Annotated in this window: 20 protein-coding genes; 10 read left to right on the top strand and 10 right to left on the bottom strand. The window is 51.1% G+C overall.

Going from position 1 to position 20,180, the window contains the following annotated elements; translation table 11 throughout:
* The 4 genes from ftsQ to lpxC all read left to right on the top strand — a co-directional run bounded on the left by ftsQ (position 1) and on the right by lpxC (position 4,333).
* On the top strand, positions 1–837 hold the full coding sequence (gene ftsQ, locus AACU55_RS19890; RefSeq protein ID WP_013577006.1) for a cell division protein FtsQ: 837 nt from the start codon (positions 1–3) through the stop codon (positions 835–837).
* Positions 834–2,090 carry a cell division protein FtsA gene (gene ftsA / locus AACU55_RS19885; RefSeq protein ID WP_009634688.1) on the top strand — a complete coding sequence of 419 codons (1,257 nt, stop codon included), beginning with the start codon at positions 834–836 and terminating at the stop codon, positions 2,088–2,090. Before ftsQ ends, ftsA begins: the two co-directional genes overlap by 4 nt.
* A 71-nt stretch (positions 2,091–2,161) precedes the next feature.
* Positions 2,162–3,316 carry a cell division protein FtsZ gene (gene ftsZ, locus AACU55_RS19880; protein ID WP_013577005.1) on the top strand — a complete coding sequence of 385 codons (1,155 nt, stop codon included), beginning with the start codon at positions 2,162–2,164 and terminating at the stop codon, positions 3,314–3,316.
* A 99-nt stretch (positions 3,317–3,415) separates the two neighbouring features.
* A complete protein-coding gene (gene lpxC / locus AACU55_RS19875) occupies positions 3,416–4,333 on the top strand; it encodes a UDP-3-O-acyl-N-acetylglucosamine deacetylase (protein WP_015690467.1) in 918 nt (305 codons plus the stop codon).
* A 15-nt stretch (positions 4,334–4,348) separates the two neighbouring features.
* On the opposite strand, the gene AACU55_RS19870 is transcribed toward lpxC, so the two are convergent.
* Positions 4,349–4,873, bottom strand: coding sequence for a DUF721 domain-containing protein (locus tag AACU55_RS19870; protein WP_037033424.1), 525 nt, complete (start codon positions 4,871–4,873; stop codon positions 4,349–4,351).
* A gap of 26 nt (positions 4,874–4,899) precedes the next feature.
* On the opposite strand from AACU55_RS19870, the gene secM reads away from it, so the two are divergent.
* From secM to mutT, 3 genes are all read left to right on the top strand, one after another.
* A complete protein-coding gene (gene secM, locus AACU55_RS19865; RefSeq protein WP_037033422.1) occupies positions 4,900–5,427 on the top strand; it encodes a secA translation cis-regulator SecM in 528 nt (175 codons plus the stop codon).
* Between the two features lie 80 nt (positions 5,428–5,507).
* Positions 5,508–8,225, top strand: coding sequence for a preprotein translocase subunit SecA (secA, locus tag AACU55_RS19860; RefSeq protein WP_013577001.1), 2,718 nt, complete (start codon positions 5,508–5,510; stop codon positions 8,223–8,225).
* A 113-nt stretch (positions 8,226–8,338) separates the two neighbouring features.
* Positions 8,339–8,740, top strand: coding sequence for an 8-oxo-dGTP diphosphatase MutT (gene mutT / locus AACU55_RS19855; RefSeq protein ID WP_037033571.1), 402 nt, complete (start codon positions 8,339–8,341; stop codon positions 8,738–8,740).
* A gap of 69 nt (positions 8,741–8,809) precedes the next feature.
* On the opposite strand, the gene yacG is transcribed toward mutT, so the two are convergent.
* From yacG to coaE, 3 genes are read right to left on the bottom strand one after another with little or no spacing between them, the layout of a single operon-like run.
* Complete coding sequence (gene yacG / locus AACU55_RS19850; RefSeq protein WP_013576999.1) at positions 8,810–9,007, bottom strand: DNA gyrase inhibitor YacG; 198 nt, start codon at positions 9,005–9,007, stop codon at positions 8,810–8,812.
* Between the two features lie 9 nt (positions 9,008–9,016).
* The gene (zapD, locus tag AACU55_RS19845; RefSeq protein ID WP_013576998.1) at positions 9,017–9,769 is read right to left on the bottom strand and encodes a cell division protein ZapD; all 753 of its coding nucleotides are present in this window, start codon (positions 9,767–9,769) and stop codon (positions 9,017–9,019) included.
* Positions 9,770–9,794: 25 nt separating this feature from the next.
* On the bottom strand, positions 9,795–10,391 hold the full coding sequence (coaE, locus tag AACU55_RS19840; protein ID WP_037033418.1) for a dephospho-CoA kinase: 597 nt from the start codon (positions 10,389–10,391) through the stop codon (positions 9,795–9,797).
* A gap of 242 nt (positions 10,392–10,633) precedes the next feature.
* Between coaE and AACU55_RS19835 the strand changes: the two genes are divergently transcribed.
* The gene (locus AACU55_RS19835) at positions 10,634–11,677 is read left to right on the top strand and encodes a GMP reductase (protein ID WP_037033416.1); all 1,044 of its coding nucleotides are present in this window, start codon (positions 10,634–10,636) and stop codon (positions 11,675–11,677) included.
* A gap of 53 nt (positions 11,678–11,730) precedes the next feature.
* Here AACU55_RS19835 and hofC read toward each other — a convergent pair whose 3' ends face one another.
* The 4 genes from hofC to nadC all read right to left on the bottom strand — a co-directional run bounded on the left by hofC (position 11,731) and on the right by nadC (position 16,075).
* The gene (hofC, locus tag AACU55_RS19830; RefSeq protein WP_134705972.1) at positions 11,731–12,951 is read right to left on the bottom strand and encodes a protein transport protein HofC; all 1,221 of its coding nucleotides are present in this window, start codon (positions 12,949–12,951) and stop codon (positions 11,731–11,733) included.
* Entirely contained in the window at positions 12,948–14,444 is a 1,497-nt protein-coding gene (gene gspE / locus AACU55_RS19825) for a type II secretion system protein GspE (protein ID WP_134705971.1), read from the bottom strand. The genes hofC and gspE overlap by 4 nt, the downstream gene beginning before the upstream one ends.
* Positions 14,444–14,890, bottom strand: a complete 447-nt coding sequence (gene ppdD / locus AACU55_RS19820) for a prepilin peptidase-dependent pilin (protein ID WP_013576993.1) — start codon at positions 14,888–14,890, stop codon at positions 14,444–14,446. The genes gspE and ppdD overlap by 1 nt, the downstream gene beginning before the upstream one ends.
* A gap of 291 nt (positions 14,891–15,181) precedes the next feature.
* A complete protein-coding gene (nadC, locus tag AACU55_RS19815) occupies positions 15,182–16,075 on the bottom strand; it encodes a carboxylating nicotinate-nucleotide diphosphorylase (protein ID WP_134705970.1) in 894 nt (297 codons plus the stop codon).
* Positions 16,076–16,169: 94 nt separating this feature from the next.
* Between nadC and ampD the strand changes: the two genes are divergently transcribed.
* Complete coding sequence (gene ampD, locus AACU55_RS19810; RefSeq protein ID WP_013576991.1) at positions 16,170–16,742, top strand: 1,6-anhydro-N-acetylmuramyl-L-alanine amidase AmpD; 573 nt, start codon at positions 16,170–16,172, stop codon at positions 16,740–16,742.
* A gap of 59 nt (positions 16,743–16,801) precedes the next feature.
* Entirely contained in the window at positions 16,802–17,656 is an 855-nt protein-coding gene (ampE, locus tag AACU55_RS19805) for a beta-lactamase regulator AmpE (RefSeq protein ID WP_112150985.1), read from the top strand.
* A 71-nt stretch (positions 17,657–17,727) separates the two neighbouring features.
* Here ampE and AACU55_RS19800 read toward each other — a convergent pair whose 3' ends face one another.
* The gene (locus AACU55_RS19800) at positions 17,728–18,702 is read right to left on the bottom strand and encodes a glycoside hydrolase family 43 protein (protein ID WP_134705969.1); all 975 of its coding nucleotides are present in this window, start codon (positions 18,700–18,702) and stop codon (positions 17,728–17,730) included.
* A complete protein-coding gene (locus AACU55_RS19795; protein ID WP_013576988.1) occupies positions 18,695–20,137 on the bottom strand; it encodes a glycoside-pentoside-hexuronide (GPH):cation symporter in 1,443 nt (480 codons plus the stop codon). The genes AACU55_RS19800 and AACU55_RS19795 overlap by 8 nt, the downstream gene beginning before the upstream one ends.
* Positions 20,138–20,180: the final 43 nt, after the last annotated feature.

Here is a 20,180-nt window from a genome sequence, read left to right as displayed (position 1 = left end):
ATGTCTCAAGCCGCCCTGAATACCCGAGAGCGTGAGACGGCCGAGAGCAACGGCCGTCGCAGTAACGGTGGCCAGCTGGCAGGGATCGTGTTTCTGCTGTTGGTGGTAGGAACGATTTTATGGAGTGCGTGGGCTGTTGTGGGCTGGATGCAGGATGCAAACCGATTGCCGTTGTCCCAGTTAGTTGTCACCGGGGAGCGGCATTACACGACCAACGATGATATTCGTCAGGCGATTCTGTCCTTAGGGGCACCGGGAACGTTCATGACGCAGGATGTAAACGTCATTCAGCAGCAGATTGAGCGTTTACCCTGGATAAAACAGGTCAGCGTACGTAAGCAATGGCCGAATGAACTGAAGATACATCTCGTGGAGTATGTGCCGGTCGCACACTGGAATGATCTGCATATGGTTGATGCCGATGGCAAATCTTTCAGCATACCCGCCGAGCGTGTGGTCAAACAAAAAATGCCGTTGCTTTACGGTCCGGAAGGCAGCGAACAGGATGTTTTGCAGGGCTTTCAAACGATGAGTCAGGCGCTGGCCGCCGGCAAGTTCACGTTGAAAGCAGTGGCAATGAGTGCACGTCACTCGTGGCAGTTAACTCTGGATAATGACGTCCGGCTGGAATTGGGGAGAGATGACCGGATGGGGCGTTTACAACGTTTTATCGAGCTTTACCCGCGATTCCAGCAACAGGCTGAAGCCGATAAAAAACGCATCACTTATGTCGATTTACGTTATGACAGCGGTGCGTCAGTAGGTTGGGCACCAGAGTTTATTGACCAGCAAAACAGTAATCAGCAACAGAATCAGGCACAGGCTAAACAACAATGATCAAGTCGACGGACAGAAAACTGGTAGTTGGGCTGGAGATCGGTACGGCAAAGGTCGCCGCATTGGTGGGGGAAGTTCTGCCCGATGGCATGGTCAATATTATTGGCGTGGGCAGTTGCCCATCCCGTGGCATGGACAAGGGTGGCGTGAATGACCTGGAATCGGTGGTGAAATGCGTACAGCGCGCCATCGATCAGGCTGAATTGATGGCGGATTGCCAAATTTCCTCTGTTTACCTTGCTTTGTCTGGTAAACATATCAGTTGTCAGAATGAAATAGGGATGGTTCCTATTTCAGAAGAGGAAGTCACGCAGGAAGATGTAGAGAACGTGGTGCATACCGCTAAGTCGGTACGCGTACGTGATGAGCATCGGGTTCTGCATGTGATCCCTCAGGAATATGCCATTGATTATCAGGAAGGGATTAAAAACCCGGTCGGACTTTCCGGCGTGCGTATGCAGGCTAAAGTTCACCTGATTACCTGCCATAACGATATGGCGAAGAACATTGTGAAAGCGGTAGAACGCTGTGGCTTAAAAGTCGACCAGCTTATTTTTGCCGGTCTGGCAGCCAGTTATGCCGTTCTGACGGAAGATGAACGTGAATTAGGTGTTTGTGTCGTTGATATTGGTGGTGGAACCATGGATATCGCGGTTTATACCGGCGGCGCACTACGTCATACTAAGGTAATCCCTTATGCAGGGAATGTGGTCACCAGCGACATCGCTTATGCGTTTGGAACGCCACCGACCGATGCCGAAGCGATCAAGGTTCGCCACGGTTGTGCATTAGGTTCAATTGTCGGCAAAGACGAAAACGTCGAAGTGCCGAGCGTCGGTGGGCGTCCACCACGCAGTCTGCAGCGTCAGACACTGGCTGAAGTTATCGAGCCTCGTTACACAGAATTGCTGAATTTAGTGAACGATGAAATTTTGCAATTGCAGGAGCAGTTACGTCAGCAAGGCGTAAAACATCATCTGGCCGCCGGCATTGTTCTGACAGGCGGTGCAGCACAAATTGATGGTCTGGCAGCTTGTGCGCAGCGGGTATTCCATACCCAGGTGCGTATCGGGCAACCCCTGAACATCACCGGGCTGACGGATTATGCGCAGGAACCTTACTACTCAACGGCTGTAGGGCTGCTGCACTACGGGAAGGAGTCTCACCTGAGCGGTGAGGCCGAAGTAGAAAAACGTGCCTCAGTGGGCAACTGGTTCAAACGAATCAACAGCTGGCTGAGAAAAGAGTTCTAATGTTTTAACAACGGGATCATGCTGTTAAGGTTTTTGATCCCGACGCGACAGGCACAAAACGGAGAGAAACTATGTTTGAACCTATGGAACTGACCAATGACGCGGTGATTAAAGTCATCGGCGTCGGTGGTGGCGGCGGTAATGCTGTCGAACACATGGTGCGTGAGCGCATCGAAGGTGTTGAATTCTTTGCCGTTAACACAGACGCTCAGGCGTTACGTAAAACGGCAGTAGGCCAGACGATTCAGATCGGTAGCGGTATTACCAAAGGTCTGGGAGCTGGTGCGAACCCGGAAGTGGGTCGCAATTCTGCAGAAGAAGACCGTGAAGCCCTGCGCGCTGCGCTTGAAGGTGCTGACATGGTCTTTATCGCAGCGGGCATGGGTGGCGGTACCGGGACCGGTGCAGCGCCAGTGGTTGCTGAAGTAGCAAAAGATTTAGGTATTCTGACCGTTGCTGTTGTGACTAAGCCTTTCAACTTCGAAGGCAAAAAGCGCATGGCATTCGCGGAGCAGGGTATTGCTGAATTGTCAAAACATGTGGACTCCCTGATCACTATCCCGAACGACAAGCTTTTAAAAGTTCTGGGCCGTGGCATCTCTCTGCTGGACGCCTTCGGTGCGGCCAACGACGTGCTGAAAGGTGCGGTGCAGGGTATCGCTGAACTGATCACCCGTCCAGGTCTGATGAACGTCGACTTCGCTGACGTGCGCACAGTTATGTCCGAAATGGGTTATGCCATGATGGGCTCCGGTGTGGCATGTGGCGAAGACCGTGCTGAAGAAGCCGCTGAAATGGCGATTTCCAGCCCGCTGCTGGAAGACATCGATTTGTCCGGCGCGCGCGGCGTTCTGGTCAACATTACTGCGGGCTTCGACCTGCGTCTGGATGAATTCGAAACCGTGGGTAACACCATTCGTGCTTTCGCATCAGACAACGCAACCGTCGTTATCGGTACGTCTCTTGATCCGGAAATGAACGACGAATTGCGTGTGACCGTTGTTGCAACGGGTATCGGCATGGACAAACGTCCTGAGATCACTCTGGTGACCAACAAACCGGCCAGCCAGCCAGTCATGGATCATCGTTACCAGCAGCACGGGATGTCTCCGTTGCCGCAGGAAACGAAACCCGCGGCGAAAGTGGTCAATGATCAAAGCGCGCAATCTAATAAAGAGCCCGACTATCTGGACATCCCGGCCTTCCTGCGTAAGCAGGCAGACTAGTCCGAATTGTAGGATCTCCGCTCTTTGTGCTAAACTGTCCCGCCGACCTTAAGGTATGCTTAGGTCGGTTGGATGGATAAACATTGCGAGATAAAAACGATGATCAAACAACGTACATTAAAACGTATCGTTCAGGCGACGGGCGTCGGTTTGCATACCGGCAAGAAAGTCACCCTGACTCTGCGTCCTGCACCGGCAAATACCGGGGTCATCTATCGTCGCACTGACTTGAATCCACCGGTTGATTTCCCGGCAGATGCAAAATCCGTGCGTGATACCATGCTCTGTACTTGCCTGGTTAATGAGCATGACGTACGTATTTCTACGGTAGAGCACCTTAATGCGGCATTAGCTGGCCTTGGCATCGATAATATTGTTATCGAAGTCGATGCGCCTGAAGTGCCGATTATGGACGGCAGTGCTGCACCTTTCGTCTATCTGTTGATGGATGCAGGGATTGAAGAGCTGAACAGCGCGAAGAAATTCTTGCGCATCAAAGATACCGTGCGTGTTGAAGACGGTGATAAGTGGGCCGAGTTCAAACCATTTAATGGTTTCTCTCTGGACTTCACTATCGACTTCAATCACCCGGCGATTGATTCCAGCTCACAGCGCTACAAAATGAACTTCTCCGCAGAAGCATTTGTTCGCCAAATCAGCCGCGCACGTACTTTTGGTTTCATGCGTGATATCGAGTACCTGCAGTCACGCGGTTTGTGCCTGGGTGGCAGCTTTGATTGCGCAATTGTTGTGGATGATTACCGCGTGCTTAACGAAGATGGCCTGCGTTTTGAAGATGAATTCGTTCGTCACAAAATGCTGGATGCTATTGGTGACTTGTTCATGTGTGGCCATAACATCATTGGTGCGTTTACCGCATACAAATCGGGTCACGCGTTGAACAACAAGTTATTGCAAGCGGTATTGGCTAAGCAGGAAGCCTGGGAATTAGTCACATTCCAGGATGAAGCTGAAATGCCACTGGCTTTTAAAGCACCGTCTACAGTCTTGGCGTAATCGGTACTTTTGGTATTACTTATTACGACTGGTTGGTTTGGCACTCTCTCCGGCCAGGCCAGCCAGTCGTTCTAAAGCCTTTCTGAGTTTCTCCGGGCTACGGCTCGCAAGTCCCCTTAATTCTTCTGCACTCTGCGCGCTTAAATGCCTGACGGGCATAGATTCTGCAGCGATCGCTTTATTTTTAATCGCGATCTGCGAAGCATTTTCCATTTTCGCCATGAGCGAAGGATTAATCCTGATGTCGATTGATGACAATGATGGTAGAATTTGCGCTCGAAGTGCAGAGAGTAATGCGGGTTGTTCATAGCGTAATCGCATCATCCAGCTGGCATTAGCTATTTCAAGTACTAAAACTCCCTGTCGATAATTACCGACACGACACCATGGTTGCATGGGCGTCGGTAACAGACCTTTCACTGCGCGGTTGAGTTTCAATAACGCCGCAGCACGCTGTTGAACAATACGCAGCGGGCTTTGTTCAGTCGAAGAGGCATCATCGAACAGGATATCTAATAATTGTGGGCGACTATCGCGCATGATGGGCTCCGGCGGATTGTAAACTTGTGATTGGCATTCTAAATCGTTGGCGACAATTTGGCAGAAGGTATTTTTGGCCGCATCTCCTGTTGGGGATGGTCGCGGCAAGCCTTGGCGTGTCCACGAGCCTGTCGCAAACGGAACTGCCAGCCGTTCCTAATACGTCCTCAAGTCTAAATCGTCTTAACATCGCCAGTACAGGGCTGAGTAATCTTGCGTTACTCCAGGCGAATCGCCGCCCGGCTTTTGGTGTTGATTACTGGCAACAGCATGCATTACGCACGGTCATCCGTCATCTTTCTTTTGCTTTGGCCCCGCAGGTGGTTTACACCGTAGCGCAGCCGGAAGCAGAAATGCAGGCCGCTGAGCCGTTGCATGTTCAGCAACTCGCGTTGCTGGTTACCCTTAATGCTTTACTGACCCATGAGCCAAAACCTCCGGTTATCATCCGTCAGACGCAACAGCCATTCCTCCCTCTTGCTTCATCGCATCAAACCGGCCTGTGGTTAGCACAGGTGCAAGGCATTCGTGCCGGCCCGTTCTCTCTGATTTAACAGACTGTAATTCTAAACTCTATTTATAAATCAACAAATTATTGGCTGCATTTGGTGGCCTCCAAGAGATATTAAGCACTATGTTAATCAAATTATTGACCAAAGTTTTTGGTAGCCGTAACGACCGCACATTGCGCCGCATGCGTAAAGTGGTTGACCTGATCAACCGTATGGAACCTGAAATCCAAAAGCTGACTGATGAGCAACTGCAGGCGAAAACCAACGAGTTCCGTGAGCGTCTGGCGAAAGGTGAAGTGCTGGAAAACCTGATCCCGGAAGCTTTTGCTGTGGTGCGTGAATCCAGTAAACGTGTCTTCGGGATGCGTCACTTTGACGTGCAGTTACTCGGCGGTATGGTACTGAACGAGCGCTGCATCGCAGAAATGCGTACCGGTGAAGGTAAAACGTTAACCGCAACCCTGCCCGCTTACCTGAACGCATTGAGCGGAAAGGGCGTTCACGTCGTCACTGTCAACGATTACCTGGCACAGCGTGACGCCGAAAATAACCGTCCGCTGTTTGAATTCCTTGGCCTGAGCATCGGAATCAACTTGCCAGGCATGCCTTCTCCGGCTAAGCGTGCTGCTTACGCTGCTGATATCACTTACGGCACAAACAACGAATACGGTTTTGACTATCTGCGTGACAACATGGCATTCAGCCCTGAAGAACGCGTGCAACGTAAACTTCACTACGCGCTGGTGGATGAGGTTGACTCCATCCTGATCGATGAAGCACGTACTCCGCTGATTATCTCCGGCCCGGCCGAAGACAGCTCAGAAATGTATACCCGTGTGGATAAACTGATCCCTAAACTGATCCGCCAGGAAAAAGAAGATTCCGATTCCTTCCAGGGGGAAGGCCACTTCTCTGTTGATGAGAAATCACGTCAGGTTCACCTGACTGAACGTGGTCTGGTCCTGATCGAAGAATTGTTGGTTGAAGCCGGTATTATGGAAGAAGGTGAATCCCTGTATTCCCCGACTAACATCATGCTGATGCATCACGTGACCGCAGCGCTGCGCGCGCACGTCCTGTTCACCCGCGATGTCGATTACATCGTCAAAGACGGCGAAGTTATCATCGTTGACGAACACACCGGTCGTACCATGCAAGGTCGTCGCTGGTCAGACGGTCTGCATCAGGCGGTTGAAGCGAAAGAAGGCGTGGACATTCAGAACGAAAACCAGACACTGGCTTCCATTACTTTCCAGAACTACTTCCGTTTGTACGAAAAACTGGCTGGCATGACCGGTACTGCGGACACCGAAGCGTTCGAATTCAGCTCTATCTACAAGCTGGATACCATTGTTGTGCCAACTAACCGCCCTATGGTGCGTAAAGATATGGCCGACCTGGTGTACATGACTGAAATGGAAAAGATTGGCGCGATTATCGAAGATATCCGTCAGTGTACTGCCAAAGGCCAGCCGGTTCTGGTCGGTACTATTTCCATCGAAAAATCAGAAGTTGTTTCTAACGAACTGACCAAAGCAGGCATTGCGCACAGCGTTCTGAACGCCAAATTCCACGCTAAAGAAGCGGATATCGTCGCGCAGGCAGGCCAGCCAAGCGCAGTGACCATCGCTACTAACATGGCGGGTCGTGGTACCGATATCGTGCTGGGCGGCAGCTGGCAGGTTGAAGTTGAAAACCTGGGTGAAGAAGCCACCGATGAGAAAATTGCAGAAATCAAAGCTGCCTGGCAGATTCGCCACGACGCGGTTCTGGCTTCCGGCGGTTTGCATATTATTGGTACCGAGCGTCATGAATCCCGTCGTATTGATAACCAGCTGCGCGGCCGTGCGGGTCGTCAGGGTGATGCCGGTTCATCCCGCTTCTACCTGTCTATGGAAGATGCACTGATGCGTATTTTCGCCTCTGACCGTGTATCAAGCATGATGCGTAAACTGGGTATGAAACCGGGCGAAGCGATTGAGCATCCATGGGTGACCAAAGCGATTGCCAATGCGCAGCGTAAAGTCGAAAGCCGTAACTTCGATATCCGTAAGCAACTGCTGGAATACGATGATGTGGCAAGCGATCAGCGTCGTGCGATCTACAGCCAGCGTAACGAATTGCTGGACGTGTCTGATGTGAGCGAAACCATCGCCAGCATCCGTGAAGACGTGTTCAAGGCGACCATCGACAGCTACATTCCGCCACAGTCTCTGGAAGAAATGTGGGATGTACAGGGTTTGGAAGAACGTCTGAAAAAAGACTTCGAGCTGGAAATGCCGATTGCAGAATGGCTGGACAAAGAGCCGGAATTGCATGAAGAAACCCTGCGCGAACGTATCATGGAAATCGCGAAAGAATCTTATGCCCGTAAAGAAGAAGTGGTTGGCGCTGAAATGATGCGCAATTTTGAGAAAGGCGTGATGTTGCAAACGCTGGATTCTCTGTGGAAAGAACATCTGGCGGCAATGGATTACCTGCGTCAGGGCATCCATTTACGTGGTTACGCTCAAAAGGATCCTAAGCAGGAATACAAACGCGAATCCTTCGCGATGTTTGCTGCCATGCTGGAATCTCTGAAATATGAAGTGGTCAGCGTACTAAGCAAAGTTCAGGTTCGTATGCCTGAAGAAGTTGAAGCGATGGAAATTCAGCGTCGTGAAGAAGCTGAACGTCTGGCTCGTCAGCAGCAGCTTAGCCATCAGGATCAGCAAGAAATCGAAGTAGCCGAAGCTGCACGTCTTGCTTCTTCTGGTGATCGCAAAGTGGGTCGTAATGATCTCTGCCCGTGCGGTTCTGGTAAAAAATACAAACAATGCCATGGCCGCCTGCAAAAGTAAGATCTCCGGCTAAGTCATCGTGTTAATCTTGAAGGCGGCGTAATTGCCGCCTTTATTTTTGTCTAAAAGTCCCCATAAAGACAGTCATTGCAGTCAGCGGATAGGTGGAAACTGTGGCGCTTAAACAACTTAATATCGCAGCGGGCATTATCCGGAATGCCAGCAAAGAAATCTTTATCACTCAACGCGATGCATCGTCACATATGGCGGGGTTCTGGGAGTTTCCGGGCGGTAAGATTGAAGCGGGTGAAACACCTGAACAGGCTGTTATTCGCGAATTACAGGAAGAGGTCGGCATTGATGCTAAATCTCCTGTGCTGCTGAAAACATTGGAGCACCGATTCCCGGATCGCATCATTACACTCTATTTTTTCCTGGTGGAAGACTGGCAGGGCGAGCCGTATGGCAAAGAAGGGCAGCCGAAGCGCTGGGTTGCGCAGGCCGATTTGAAAGAGGAGGAGTTCCCTCCCGCCAACGAAGTGGTTGTTACAGCCCTCAAAAACAATCAGTACTGAGTACGTGTAGAATTTGATGGCATATAGAAAAAGGGACCGAAGCCCCTTTTTCTATACCCGTTGTCTGGATTAAATCTCTTCTTCACTCCAGTCGTCCAGATCATTCACGTCACCCTTACTTGGGATGCGTTTCTCTTCATCGGCCCATTCGCCGAGATCAATAAGCTGGCAACGCTTGGAACAAAAAGGGCGGTAAGGGCTTTGTTCACCCCAAACCACGATTTTCTGACAGGTCGGGCAATTTACTTCAATGATTTCAGGGTCCATTTGCAACTCCTAGCAGCAGGCAAGTTCAAAATTCAGTCGCGCGGGAACCACGCCATGTTCGCTGTCGAGGGGTAAAAAGCGAATGGCATAACGGGTTTTATGCCCGGATACTTGCGGGTAAAGCTGATTTTCCATCGAGAGCCGCAATCGTAACAGATCTGCGCCTTCAGCGTTGTCCTGGAAAAAACCATTCAGACTGATTTGATTGCGAAACGCGCCTGACTGGCGGATCAGATCCAGTACCATCATGAGCGAATTATTCAGCGGAGCCAGTGTTTCGAGCCAGTTTTGCACTTCACGATCACGTTGTGATTGTGCCAGATGCAGCCAGATATGCAGTGTCGGCAAATCAAAGCTGCAACACCCGCCGGGGATACTCAGACGCTGGCGAACCAGGGCCATCAGGCGATCTTCCTTCAGCGCTTGCCCTATGCGTGGTGCTTTCATTAACACAGATGCACATTGCTTAAGCTCAGCGCGCAGCCCCTCTATCCTTGCTAAATCAACGCCCGGGACATCTTTCCATTGAGACAATTTTTGCTGCTGGCGTTCAAGCTCTTTCAGTAAATCGGTACGGACTTCACCACGTTCCAGTACATCCAGTAAATCTGAAGCGGTGCGAAAAAATAGCAGAGCAGAAGCAATATCAGTGAGTTGTGCGTTGGAATGCATCTGTTGCAACAAAAATTCGATGCGAAGCCAGGTGCGCATTTTCTCATTCAGTGGATGTTCAAAGAGAACGGTTGCAGCTACATCAGTCATGCTTGGCAATATCCTGTCTGTTTACTCACACCGCAAGTTGCAAATAGCGGTGATGTAGTTGGGCAACACGCGGTTCAATTAATTTCGGATCACCGCTGTTATCAATAATGTCATCCGCACAGGCCAGACGTTTTTCACGACTGACCTGTGCAGCAATAATACTTTCAGCCTGCTGGCGGCTGATGCCATCGCGCGACATCGTCCGGGAAAGTTGAATATGTGGCTCAACATCCACCACCAGAACGCGATTTGCTTGCGTCTGTAATCCATTTTCAATCAGCAGCGGTACGACCCAGAGCACGTACGGCGTCTGCGCCTCAGCAATCAAACGTTGTGTTCTGGCATGAATAATGGGGTGTAATAATTTATTAACCCATTCTTTTTCATCAGGATTGCTAAAAATCCGCGCCCGAAGGGCCGGGCGGTTCAGTGAGCCATCAGTGGAAATAATGCTTTCACCAAATCGCTGTCTTAATTCTTCCAGCGCTGGCTCACCTGGAGCAACGACCTGGCGGGCAATCACATCTGCATCGACAATGCTTACGCCATGACGGGCGAAGCTTTCGGAAACGGTACTTTTGCCACTACCGATACCCCCGGTCAATGCAACGATATAGCTCATGCTGGTGCTCTGATAAAATTAGTTAGGTAAATGATAAAGAGATTATGAGTAAGTGCAAGCCGTGGTGTTCTCGGTTTTGATGCGAAAAATTATTAATCTGCACAATCAAAAGTCTGTGATGAAGGTTGTAAAAGCCATCTTGCCGTTGTCATTTTCCTGTGTATGATAAAACCACTGGAAAGGGTGTGTAAAAATTTTTCGTGCACCCTAGCGACCCGTCGCCAAACCAGGACTAACCCGCCATGCGCATTGAAGAAGATTTAAAGTTAGGTTTTAAAGACGTACTCATCCGCCCTAAGCGCTCTACCCTCAAAAGTCGTTCCGAAGTTGAACTGGAGCGCACATTCACATTCAAACACTCAGGTTTTAACTGGACCGGCACCCCGATTATTGCTGCGAATATGGATACCGTCGGCACATTCCGTATGGCGACCGTACTGGCGTCTTTTGGTTTGCTTACGGCCGTGCACAAACATTACACCGTAGAACAGTGGCAGGCATTCGTGACTTCCTCCGATGAATCCGTGCTGCGTAATATCATGGTATCGACCGGGACGTCAGAAGCTGATTTCGTTAAAACCCTGCAAATTCTTGCTTTGTCGCCTCTGCTGAAGTTTGTTTGCCTGGATGTCGCTAATGGTTATTCCGAGCACTTTGTGGGTTTCCTGCAACGTGTACGCGAAGCTTGCCCCGATAAAGTCATTTGTGCAGGCAACGTGGTGACCGGTGAAATGGTGGAAGAACTTATTCTTTCTGGCGCGGATATTGTAAAAGTCGGCATCGGTCCGGGATCGGTATGTACGACTCGCGTAAAAACCGGCGTGGGATATCCGCAGCTTTCTGCTGTTATCGAATGTGCTGATGCTGCTCACGGTCTGGGCGGACAGATTGTCAGCGACGGCGGCTGTGCTGTTCCGGGTGACGTGGCAAAAGCGTTCGGCGGCGGTGCTGATTTCGTTATGCTTGGCGGGATGCTGGCTGCGCATGACGAGTGTGAAGGCACGGTCGTTGAAGAGAATAGCGAAAAGTTCATGCTTTTCTACGGTATGAGCTCAGAATCTGCGATGAAACGCCACGTCGGCGGTGTTGCTGAATACCGCGCAGCGGAAGGTAAAACAGTCAAATTGCCTCTGCGTGGTCCGGTTGAAAACACCGTGCGTGACATTCTCGGTGGGCTGCGTTCTGCCTGTACTTACGTCGGTGCAGAGCGCCTGAAAGAACTGACCAAACGTACAACCTTCATCCGCGTTGCGGAACAGGAAAACCGTCTGTTCGGCAGTAAGTAAGGATATGACCACAATGGCGGCGAAACATTTTTCGCCGCTTTTTCCTCTTTGATTTATCCCATAACCGAACCTAGCTGGAAAATTGGCAGATACATCGCAATCACCAGCCCACCGACAATCACCCCCATTACGGCCATGAGTACCGGCTCAATCGTTTGTGACAACGTTTCTGCCAGCGAGTTAGCTTTGTCATGATGCAGATATGCGAGTTTCAGCAGTAACTCGTCCAGAGACCCTGATTCTTCACCGATTTTTATCAGCTGATGACATAAGGTCGGGAACAGTGGCGACTGGACAAAAGCTTTGTGTAACGGTGTTCCTTGCATGATTTGCTCACGTATCTGGTTCAGTGCGGCCTGAAAATGCAGATTGGACATTGATGCAGACGCTGCTGCCAGCCCGGCAATTAACGTCATGCCCGCCTGTTGTGTCATTGCCAGCGTTTGAAATATCTGGCTGAGGCAACTGTCTGTCACCAGTCGTGACGTCAGAGGTAACCTGAGCAGTAACATCTGCTCACGCAGTTGCCAGTGCTTAAGCGGGTGTAACTTCTGCAGATAGCCGAAACAACAAAGCGAAAAAATACCCACCAGCCAGGGGCCGGTGCTGATGAGGGCACCAGAAGCAATGACCAGCATGCGTGTAAACCAGGGGAGTTCGGCATCAAAGGAAGCATAAATTTTGGCAAACTCAGGCAATACTAAAGTCAGCATTAGCAGAGTGACCACGATAGCGATAGCGCTGACAATCAGCGGATACCGCAACGCCTTTTTTACTTTGCTTCTTAATTCAGCCTGTTGTTCCTGCTGAGTCGCCAGTTGCAGGCAGCATTTGTCCAGTTGTCCCGTTAGCTCACCAATAGAAATTATCTGTCTGTAAATATCAGGAAATACATCGGGATAATGATTCAGTGTTACCGACAGCGGTTTTCCTTCGCGAACGCCTTTCGCAACATTTGACAGTACACAATGCCACGCGGGTTTCGGGTGCTCGTTGGTCAGCAACGTCAGGCTATTGACCAGCGGTAGCCCGGCTTGTAGCAGCGTTGCAAGTTGCCTGACGAATGCAACACGTTCCTGATTTTTCCAGAAACGTCGTCCCAATCGCTGCTTCATTCTGATTTTCAGCGGTTGCAATCCAGCAGCAAAAAGCTGCTGGTAAATGCCGTCCTTACCCACCTCAATGCAGTGATCTTGCTGAAGGCTTCCCAGAGTGTCGATAGCCTGCCAGTGATATAACCGCCAGGACTGAGGCGCGCCGCCGTCAGTTTTCATGTATCCGCGCCTTCACCGGTAACACGATAAAGTTCTTCAAGTGAGGTGATCCCTTGTTCGACCAGCGCCATACCGGCTTCCTGCAACGTTTTTTGCCCTTGTTCGCGGGCAATCTTACTCAACTCATTGACACTTGCCTCTGCCACCAGCGCCTGTTGTAAACCGGGTGTTATGTTCAGCGTTTCATAAATACCGGTGCGTCCGTAATAGCCCGAAAAGCATTGATGGCATCCTGCAGGTAGCCACAACTGCATGTGTCCGCTGCTGCCATCAGCACCTTTTTCGACCAGTGATACATGCGGTTTACGGCAATGCGGGCAGAGTTTTCGTACCAGCCGCTGGGCAATAACCAAACGTAAGCTGGCAGCAATATGAAAACCTTCAATCCCCATCTGTCGCAGGCGGGTCAGTGTTTCGCAAGTGGAATTGGTATGCAGTGTTGAGAGCACCAGATGTCCGGTCTGAGCGGCTTTTACCGCGATTTCGGCCGTTTCTTTATCGCGGATCTCTCCGACCATAATCACATCAGGATCCTGACGTAATAACGCACGCAGGACACTGGCAAAACTGAGGTCTGTTTTGCTGTTAATCTGGGTCTGATTGATGCCACTGACCGGGATCTCAATCGGGTCTTCCACGCTGCAAATATTGCGGGAGATGGCATTAAGATGACGAAGACCACTGTAAAGCGTGACCGTTTTTCCGCTGCCTGTCGGGCCGGTGACCAGAATTAGCCCTTGCGGATGTTTAAGTGCGGCTTTGAAATAGTCCAGATCCCGTGGTGTGAAGCCCAGTTGAGGCATAGAGAGATCCTGCTGAGTCATATGCAGAATGCGCAGCACGATCTTTTCGCCGTGTAAGGTCGGCAGAGAAGATACTCTCATAGAATATCTCTGATTTTGCAGCATGACTGAGAGCTGGCCATCTTGGGGTAACCGTCGCTCAGCGACATTCAGCTGCCCCATAATCTTTAGTCGTGCGCACACGCCCGCGGCCATCGAAAATTCAGGCCCGGGGACTTCCTGCAATACTCCGTCAATTCGCATACGAACCCGGAAACTGTGTTCGTACGGCTCAAAGTGGATATCCGAAGCCCTGCGGGTGATGGCCTGCCTGAGTATCTGATTGAGAGCATTAATGACCGGCGCATCACTCTGATTATTCAGTTCATTGTTTTCATCGGTTTGTGCGGATGCCCACGATTCGTCTGCGGCCGTTTTTTTCTTTATTTCTGAATTTCCTTGCTCCATGACTTGTTCAAGCCGCGTTTGTGGCCAGCGTTCAAGCTGCACTTTTAAGCCGGTGGTAAAGCGCAGTACATTACTTAAGGCATCCGTGTCTGCTTCTGTTTCATGGCATGCAACATGAAGAGTCTGGTTGTCGCGATGCAATACAACGGCTTTGTAGCGCTGACACAGTGCTTCAAGTGACGCTTCACTTTGCAGGCGATCATTATCGGGCGGAGACTCGGGGCGCAGTGGCATATCACTCATTATGGCGCTCCTGTGGTGTCAAACCGAAAAACGCTTTCGCAAGCTTCAACCATCGAAGTATTACTGGCATTGGTGCAGATTCTGCTCCATGTGATACCGCCCGCCTGATTATCCCGGACCGGTGTCATCACAACGCTGAGACCGTCCAGTGCCTGCTGACCTGTCAGTGAAATTACGCCCGCATTAACCTGAATCTGGCTGACATAACGACTGGTAGCTGCCGCCGGAATTCCCTGACTGCCGGCGCTGCAATTCGTCAGCGCCCCCGTATCGATGACGCACAGTTCGACGCCGGTTTTGTAGGGCACCATAGTTTGCAGCATGTCAGTCATGGCTGCTTTCTGGATATAACTCTGGTAAGCGGGTATGCCGATGGCACTCAGGATCGCAATAATCGCGATCACTACCATCAGTTCAATGAGGGTAAATCCTTGTTGCCGTTTCATGGCGTTCTCCGTTTCGTAAGACTGCGTGGTTGTTTCTCAGGCAGCAAACTAAACGGAGAAAAAGCCTGACTCCAGCGCTATTGCTGGCTTTTCCACGACATCTGCCAGGATAAATATGTATGCCAGCAAGGCAGGCAAAACATATGTGCGATGTCTCGCAACAATAAAGATGAAATGAAAAAGGGGGTGGTGTTCAGAAAGGGTGAATGCGAGGGTAGTGCGGCAAGATGAAATAGATCGCAAGAATTCGTGTTGCCCCTCGAAAGGAATTCAGGGGCAACAGCGCAGCGATTAGCTGAAGCGCATGGAAAGATCCATGGCCCTGACATGCTTGGTCAGCGCGCCGACAGAAATGTAATCCACGCCGGTTTCCGCGAATTCGCGTAGCGTTTTTTCCGTCACGTTACCGGAGACTTCAAGTAGCGCACGACCTGCGGTGAGGGCAACGCCTTCGCGCATCATCGGCACAGTGAAGTTATCCAGCATGATAATGTCAGCACCCGCATCCAGCGCCTGCTGAAGTTCATCCATGGATTCGACTTCTACCTCGACGGGCACGTCGGCGTGGATCCATAAGGCGCGTTCTACGGCGGCTTTTATCGAGCCACAGGCAATGATGTGGTTTTCTTTAATCAGAAATGCATCGGCAAGACCAAGGCGGTGATTGCTTCCGCCACCGCATAACACGGCATATTTCAGTGCCGTACGCAGGCCAGGCAAGGTTTTCCGGGTATCGAGCAACTGAGTTTTTGTGCCCTCAAGGATTTTCACATAGTGATTCACTTCGGTTGCCACGCCGGACAGGGTTTGCACGAAGTTAAGAGCAGTGCGCTCACCGGTCAGCAGCATGCGTGCGGAGCCTGAGAGTTCACATAAGGTCTGGTTTTCAGAAACGTGGTCGCCGTCTTTGACATGCCATTTGACGGTGATTTTATCGCCTGCCAGTTGGAGAAAGACTTCGTCCAGCCAGCGCTGTCCGCAGAAAATACCGGCTTCGCGGGTAATGATGGTGGCCTTAGCATTTTTGTCTTGCGGCAACAGTTGAGCAGTTAAGTCATTGTTGGCATTGGCTTCGCCCCCAAGATCCTCACCGAGAGCCTGAGTAACAAGAGAAGGAATATCATTCTGGATACGTTCGAGTAACTGTGCGCGGCGACTTTCACGGCTGTAGCTGCGGGTAGACATACAAATACTCCGAAATGGCGGATAAGAAGGACAAAAAAACATGCTACCCTGTTGCTGTGATAAGTACCACCTGAGCACATCATTGAGGTCTTTGATGCACTTAAAACAAGGCTGGATAACAGAAGCCCGGCAGGTCGTTTCCCCTCATTTTGATCTCCGTCCTGAAGATGAAATTCCCTCATTGCTGGTGATCCATAACATCAGTTTGCCGCCTGGAAAATTCGGCGGTCCTTATATTGATCAATTGTTTACCGGTACACTGAATCCGCAGGATGATCCTTATTTTGAAGGGATCAGTCACTTACGCGTTGCTGCGCATTGTTTAATTCGTCGTGATGGCGAGATTGTGCAATATGTGCCCTTTGATAAACGCGCCTGGCATGCGGGTGTATCCAGCTGGCGGGGGCGTGAGCGCTGTAATGATTTTTCGATTGGTATTGAGCTGGAAGGGACGGATTTTGAGCCTTTTACTGATGCGCAATATCGCAACCTGGTTGCCGTTACTGAGTTGTTAATGAAGCATTATCCCATTAGTCTTGAGGCAATTACCGGACACAGTGATATTGCCCCCGGGCGTAAGACCGATCCCGGCCCTGAATTCGACTGGGCATTTTATCGCAAGCTGTTAGCGCTGCCGGTAGGGCAGAATGACCTTTCTGACCTGTAATTAACCGGTTTTCGGTTTCGTTTTTACGGGTGTGATGTGTTGAGAGAGAGTGACAATCGATGACGTTATTTACTTTGCTCCTGGTGCTGGCTTGGGAACGCTTGTTCAAACTGGGTGAACACTGGCAGTTGGATCATCGGTTTGAGGTGATTTTCCGCCGCGGCCGGCAGGCTTCTCTGGCTAAAACGCTGGTCATTACGATTGTCTGGATGGTGATCATCTGGGCAGTATTGCGCGCAGTGCAGGGGATCTTCTTCGGGGTGCCAACCCTGATTTTGTGGGTGATTCTATGTCTGCTGTGTATTGGCGCTGGCATCAAACGCAAGCATTACCGCGCTTACCTTAAGTCCGCCCGTCAGGGCGATGCTGATGCCTGTAAGGAAATGGCAGAAGAGCTGGCCTTGATCCATGGGTTGCCGACAGATTGCAGCGAAGAAGCCCGGCTGAGAGAGCTGCAAAATGCGCTGCTTTGGATTAACTACCGTTACTATCTCGGGCCGTTGTTCTGGTTCGTGGTTTGTGGGCCTTACGGACCGATAGCGCTGGGCGGTTATGCCGTATTGCGCGGTTACCAGACCTGGCTGGCGCGCCATATGCCGCCGTTGAAACGTTCCCAGTCCGGTGTGGATGCCCTGTTACATATTCTCGACTGGATCCCTGTTCGTCTGGCCGGCGTGGCTTATGCATTGCTTGGTCATGGCGAGAAAGCCTTACCGGCCTGGTTTGCTTCGCTGGGCGATATTCACTCTTCGCAATATCATGTATTAACGCGGCTGGCGCAGTTCTCTCTGGCGCGCGATCCGCATACCGATCCGGTACAGACACCTCGCGCTGCTGTGAGCCTCGCGCGTAAAGTGACGATGATAATCCTGGTGGTTGTTGCGCTGCTGACGATTTACGGCACCTTGATTTAATTCTCTTTTATCATCCGATATTGCATAAAAAAGCCCGGTACATTTTTAGTGTCCGGGCTTTTTGTTTTTTGTCAGTGCTGTTTTTGTAACGTCAGCGGACGGTTATCGGCGGCGGGTTCTCCGAAATCGGGCATGCCATTCTCGTCCCAGCGGAAGGTTTTAATGCGCGTATGCCGGTTCGGGTCGTACAGCGGATCACCCTCGATTTCAGTGTAATTTCGGGCGTGGTATACCAGCACGTCTGCGCCCTGTTCGTTGCGAGTGAAGCTGTTATGTCCCGGCCCGAACTGCCGGTTCTGGGCCTGCGTGGTGAATACCGGACGCTGGGATTTATGCCAGCTCACCGGATCCATCAGATTGCTGTTGATGTCTGCAGTGAGGAGGCCGATACAGTAATTTTCGTCTGTGGCGCTGGCGGAATAGGTGATGAAAATTTTATCACCGTGTTTGATCACCGCCGGCCCCTCATTAACCCAAAAACCGATGATTTCCCAGTCCAGCTCCGGCTTGCTGAGCATGACGGGCGGTGATTTCAGCGTCCACGGGTTTTCCATTTCAGCCAGATACAAATTGGAGTTTCCGCGAATTTCCGGGTCTTTCTGCGCCCACAGATAATAGCTTTTGCCCTGATGCTCAAAGTGCGTGGCATCGAGCGAGAAGCTGTCGATCGGCGTCTGGATCCGGCCTTTCTCCTGCCATTTCCCTGTGAGCGGATCCGCCTCTTCACACACCAGCGCATACATTCTGTGCTGGAATAAACCGTCAACAATCTCCTGCGAGGGGGCGGCCGCGTAATAGATCACCCACTGTCCGTCGATAAAATGCAACTCCGGTGCCCAGATAAGTGCGCTCATCGGGCCGGTATCAGGTTTATGCCAGACAATGGTGGCAGGCGCGTCGGCAAGCCCTGTCAGCGTTGACGAGCGGCGGATCTCCAGCCGGTCATATTCAGGCACTGATGCGATAAAGTAATAGTTTCCGTCGCTGTGCAGCCAGATATGCGGATCTGCACGTTGCTCAATCAGCGGGTTGGGATAATTACTCATGTTTCAGCTCCTTGCTGGTCAGTGGGACGCTGAGTGCTTCTGCGTCCTGTGCATTTTTCTCGTCGTGATATTCATTCAGCTCGCGGTAATTACGGCGGCGAATCTCCAGATCTGCCTGAATGGTACGCATGGTTTCGCGATCAACTTTCAGTAAGCGTACAACACCGGCAGTGATGAGGTAGCCCACGCCTGGAATGACGGTGAACAACAACATGATGCCGTTGATGGCATGGTCGCTTTGCTGCGTTGCGCTGGCATTGTAGCCATACGCGGAGAGCAGGAAGCCGACCATCGCACCCGCTACCGCCAGTCCGCATTTCAGGAAGAACAGGTTACCGGAGAAGCTGATGCCGGTAACACGTTTGCCGGTTTTCCATTCGCCGTAATCGTCAACGTCGGCCATCAGCGACCAGTGCAGCGGGGAAGGGAGCTGGTGCATGATGTTGAGGATGAAGTACGCCACCAGAATAAGCGTGGTGGCGTGCGGGTCGAGGAAATAGAATCCGCAGGAGAAAATGGTCAGGATGATATTGGCCCAGAAGAACACTTTCAGTTTGCAGTATTTATCGGTCAGCGGTTTTGCCAGTGCACTGCCGATCATCATGCCCACCACGCCGAGGCTGATAAACATGCTGGCAAAGGATGTGGATTTTTCCATTACCCAGGTGACGTAATACATAGTGGCTGCCATACGGATAAAGCCCGGGCACACGTTGCAGAACGTCAGCAGCAGGATGCGTACCCACTGGTCGTTTTTCCACACATCTTTCAGGTCAGATTTTAAGGCATGTTTTGACGGTACCGCAGGCTGAATACGTTCTTTTACCGAGCTGAAGCAGAACAGGAACATGAACAGCGCGATGATTGCCATCACCCCCATCGACATCTGATAGCCCTTGGCTTTGTCTGCGCCACCGAAAAAGTCGGCCATCGGCAGTAAGGTGGAAGACAGGATCAGTGTCGCGATCCCTACCATAAAGAAGCGGTAAGACTGGCAGGCAACGCGCTCATGCGGATCGGCAGTAATGACGCCGCCCAGCGAGCAGTAGGGAATGTTGATGGCGGTGTAAGTCAGGGACATCAGGAAGTAGGTTACAAACGCATAGATAACTTTGCTGTTGTAACTCCATTCTGGTGTAGTGAACATCAGCACACTGAACAGTACGTATGGCACCGAAACCCATAACAAATACGGGCGGAAACGGCCCCAGCGGGTGGTGGTACGGTCAGCAATCGCGCCCATGATCGGGTCGGTGACGGCATCGATAACACGCACTGATAGCAGCAATACGCCAACCAGTGCCGGGGCTAAACCGAAGATATCTGTGTAAAAATAATTAAGAAACAGCATGATGGCGCCGCCAATCATATTGCAGCCCGCATCCCCCATTCCGTACGCCACTTTCTCTTTGAACGACAGTGCGCCTTCCTTCATGGATGTTCTCTCCGGATTGTGGATAAAAGGATTTTGTTAAAAA

Source organism: Rahnella sp. CJA17(1/100) (assembly GCF_963881615.1).
Classification (GTDB): Bacteria; Pseudomonadota; Gammaproteobacteria; order Enterobacterales; family Enterobacteriaceae; genus Rahnella; species Rahnella aceris.
The sequence above is the reverse complement of the archived record's forward strand: the minus strand, read 5'-3'. Positions and strand labels throughout refer to the sequence as shown.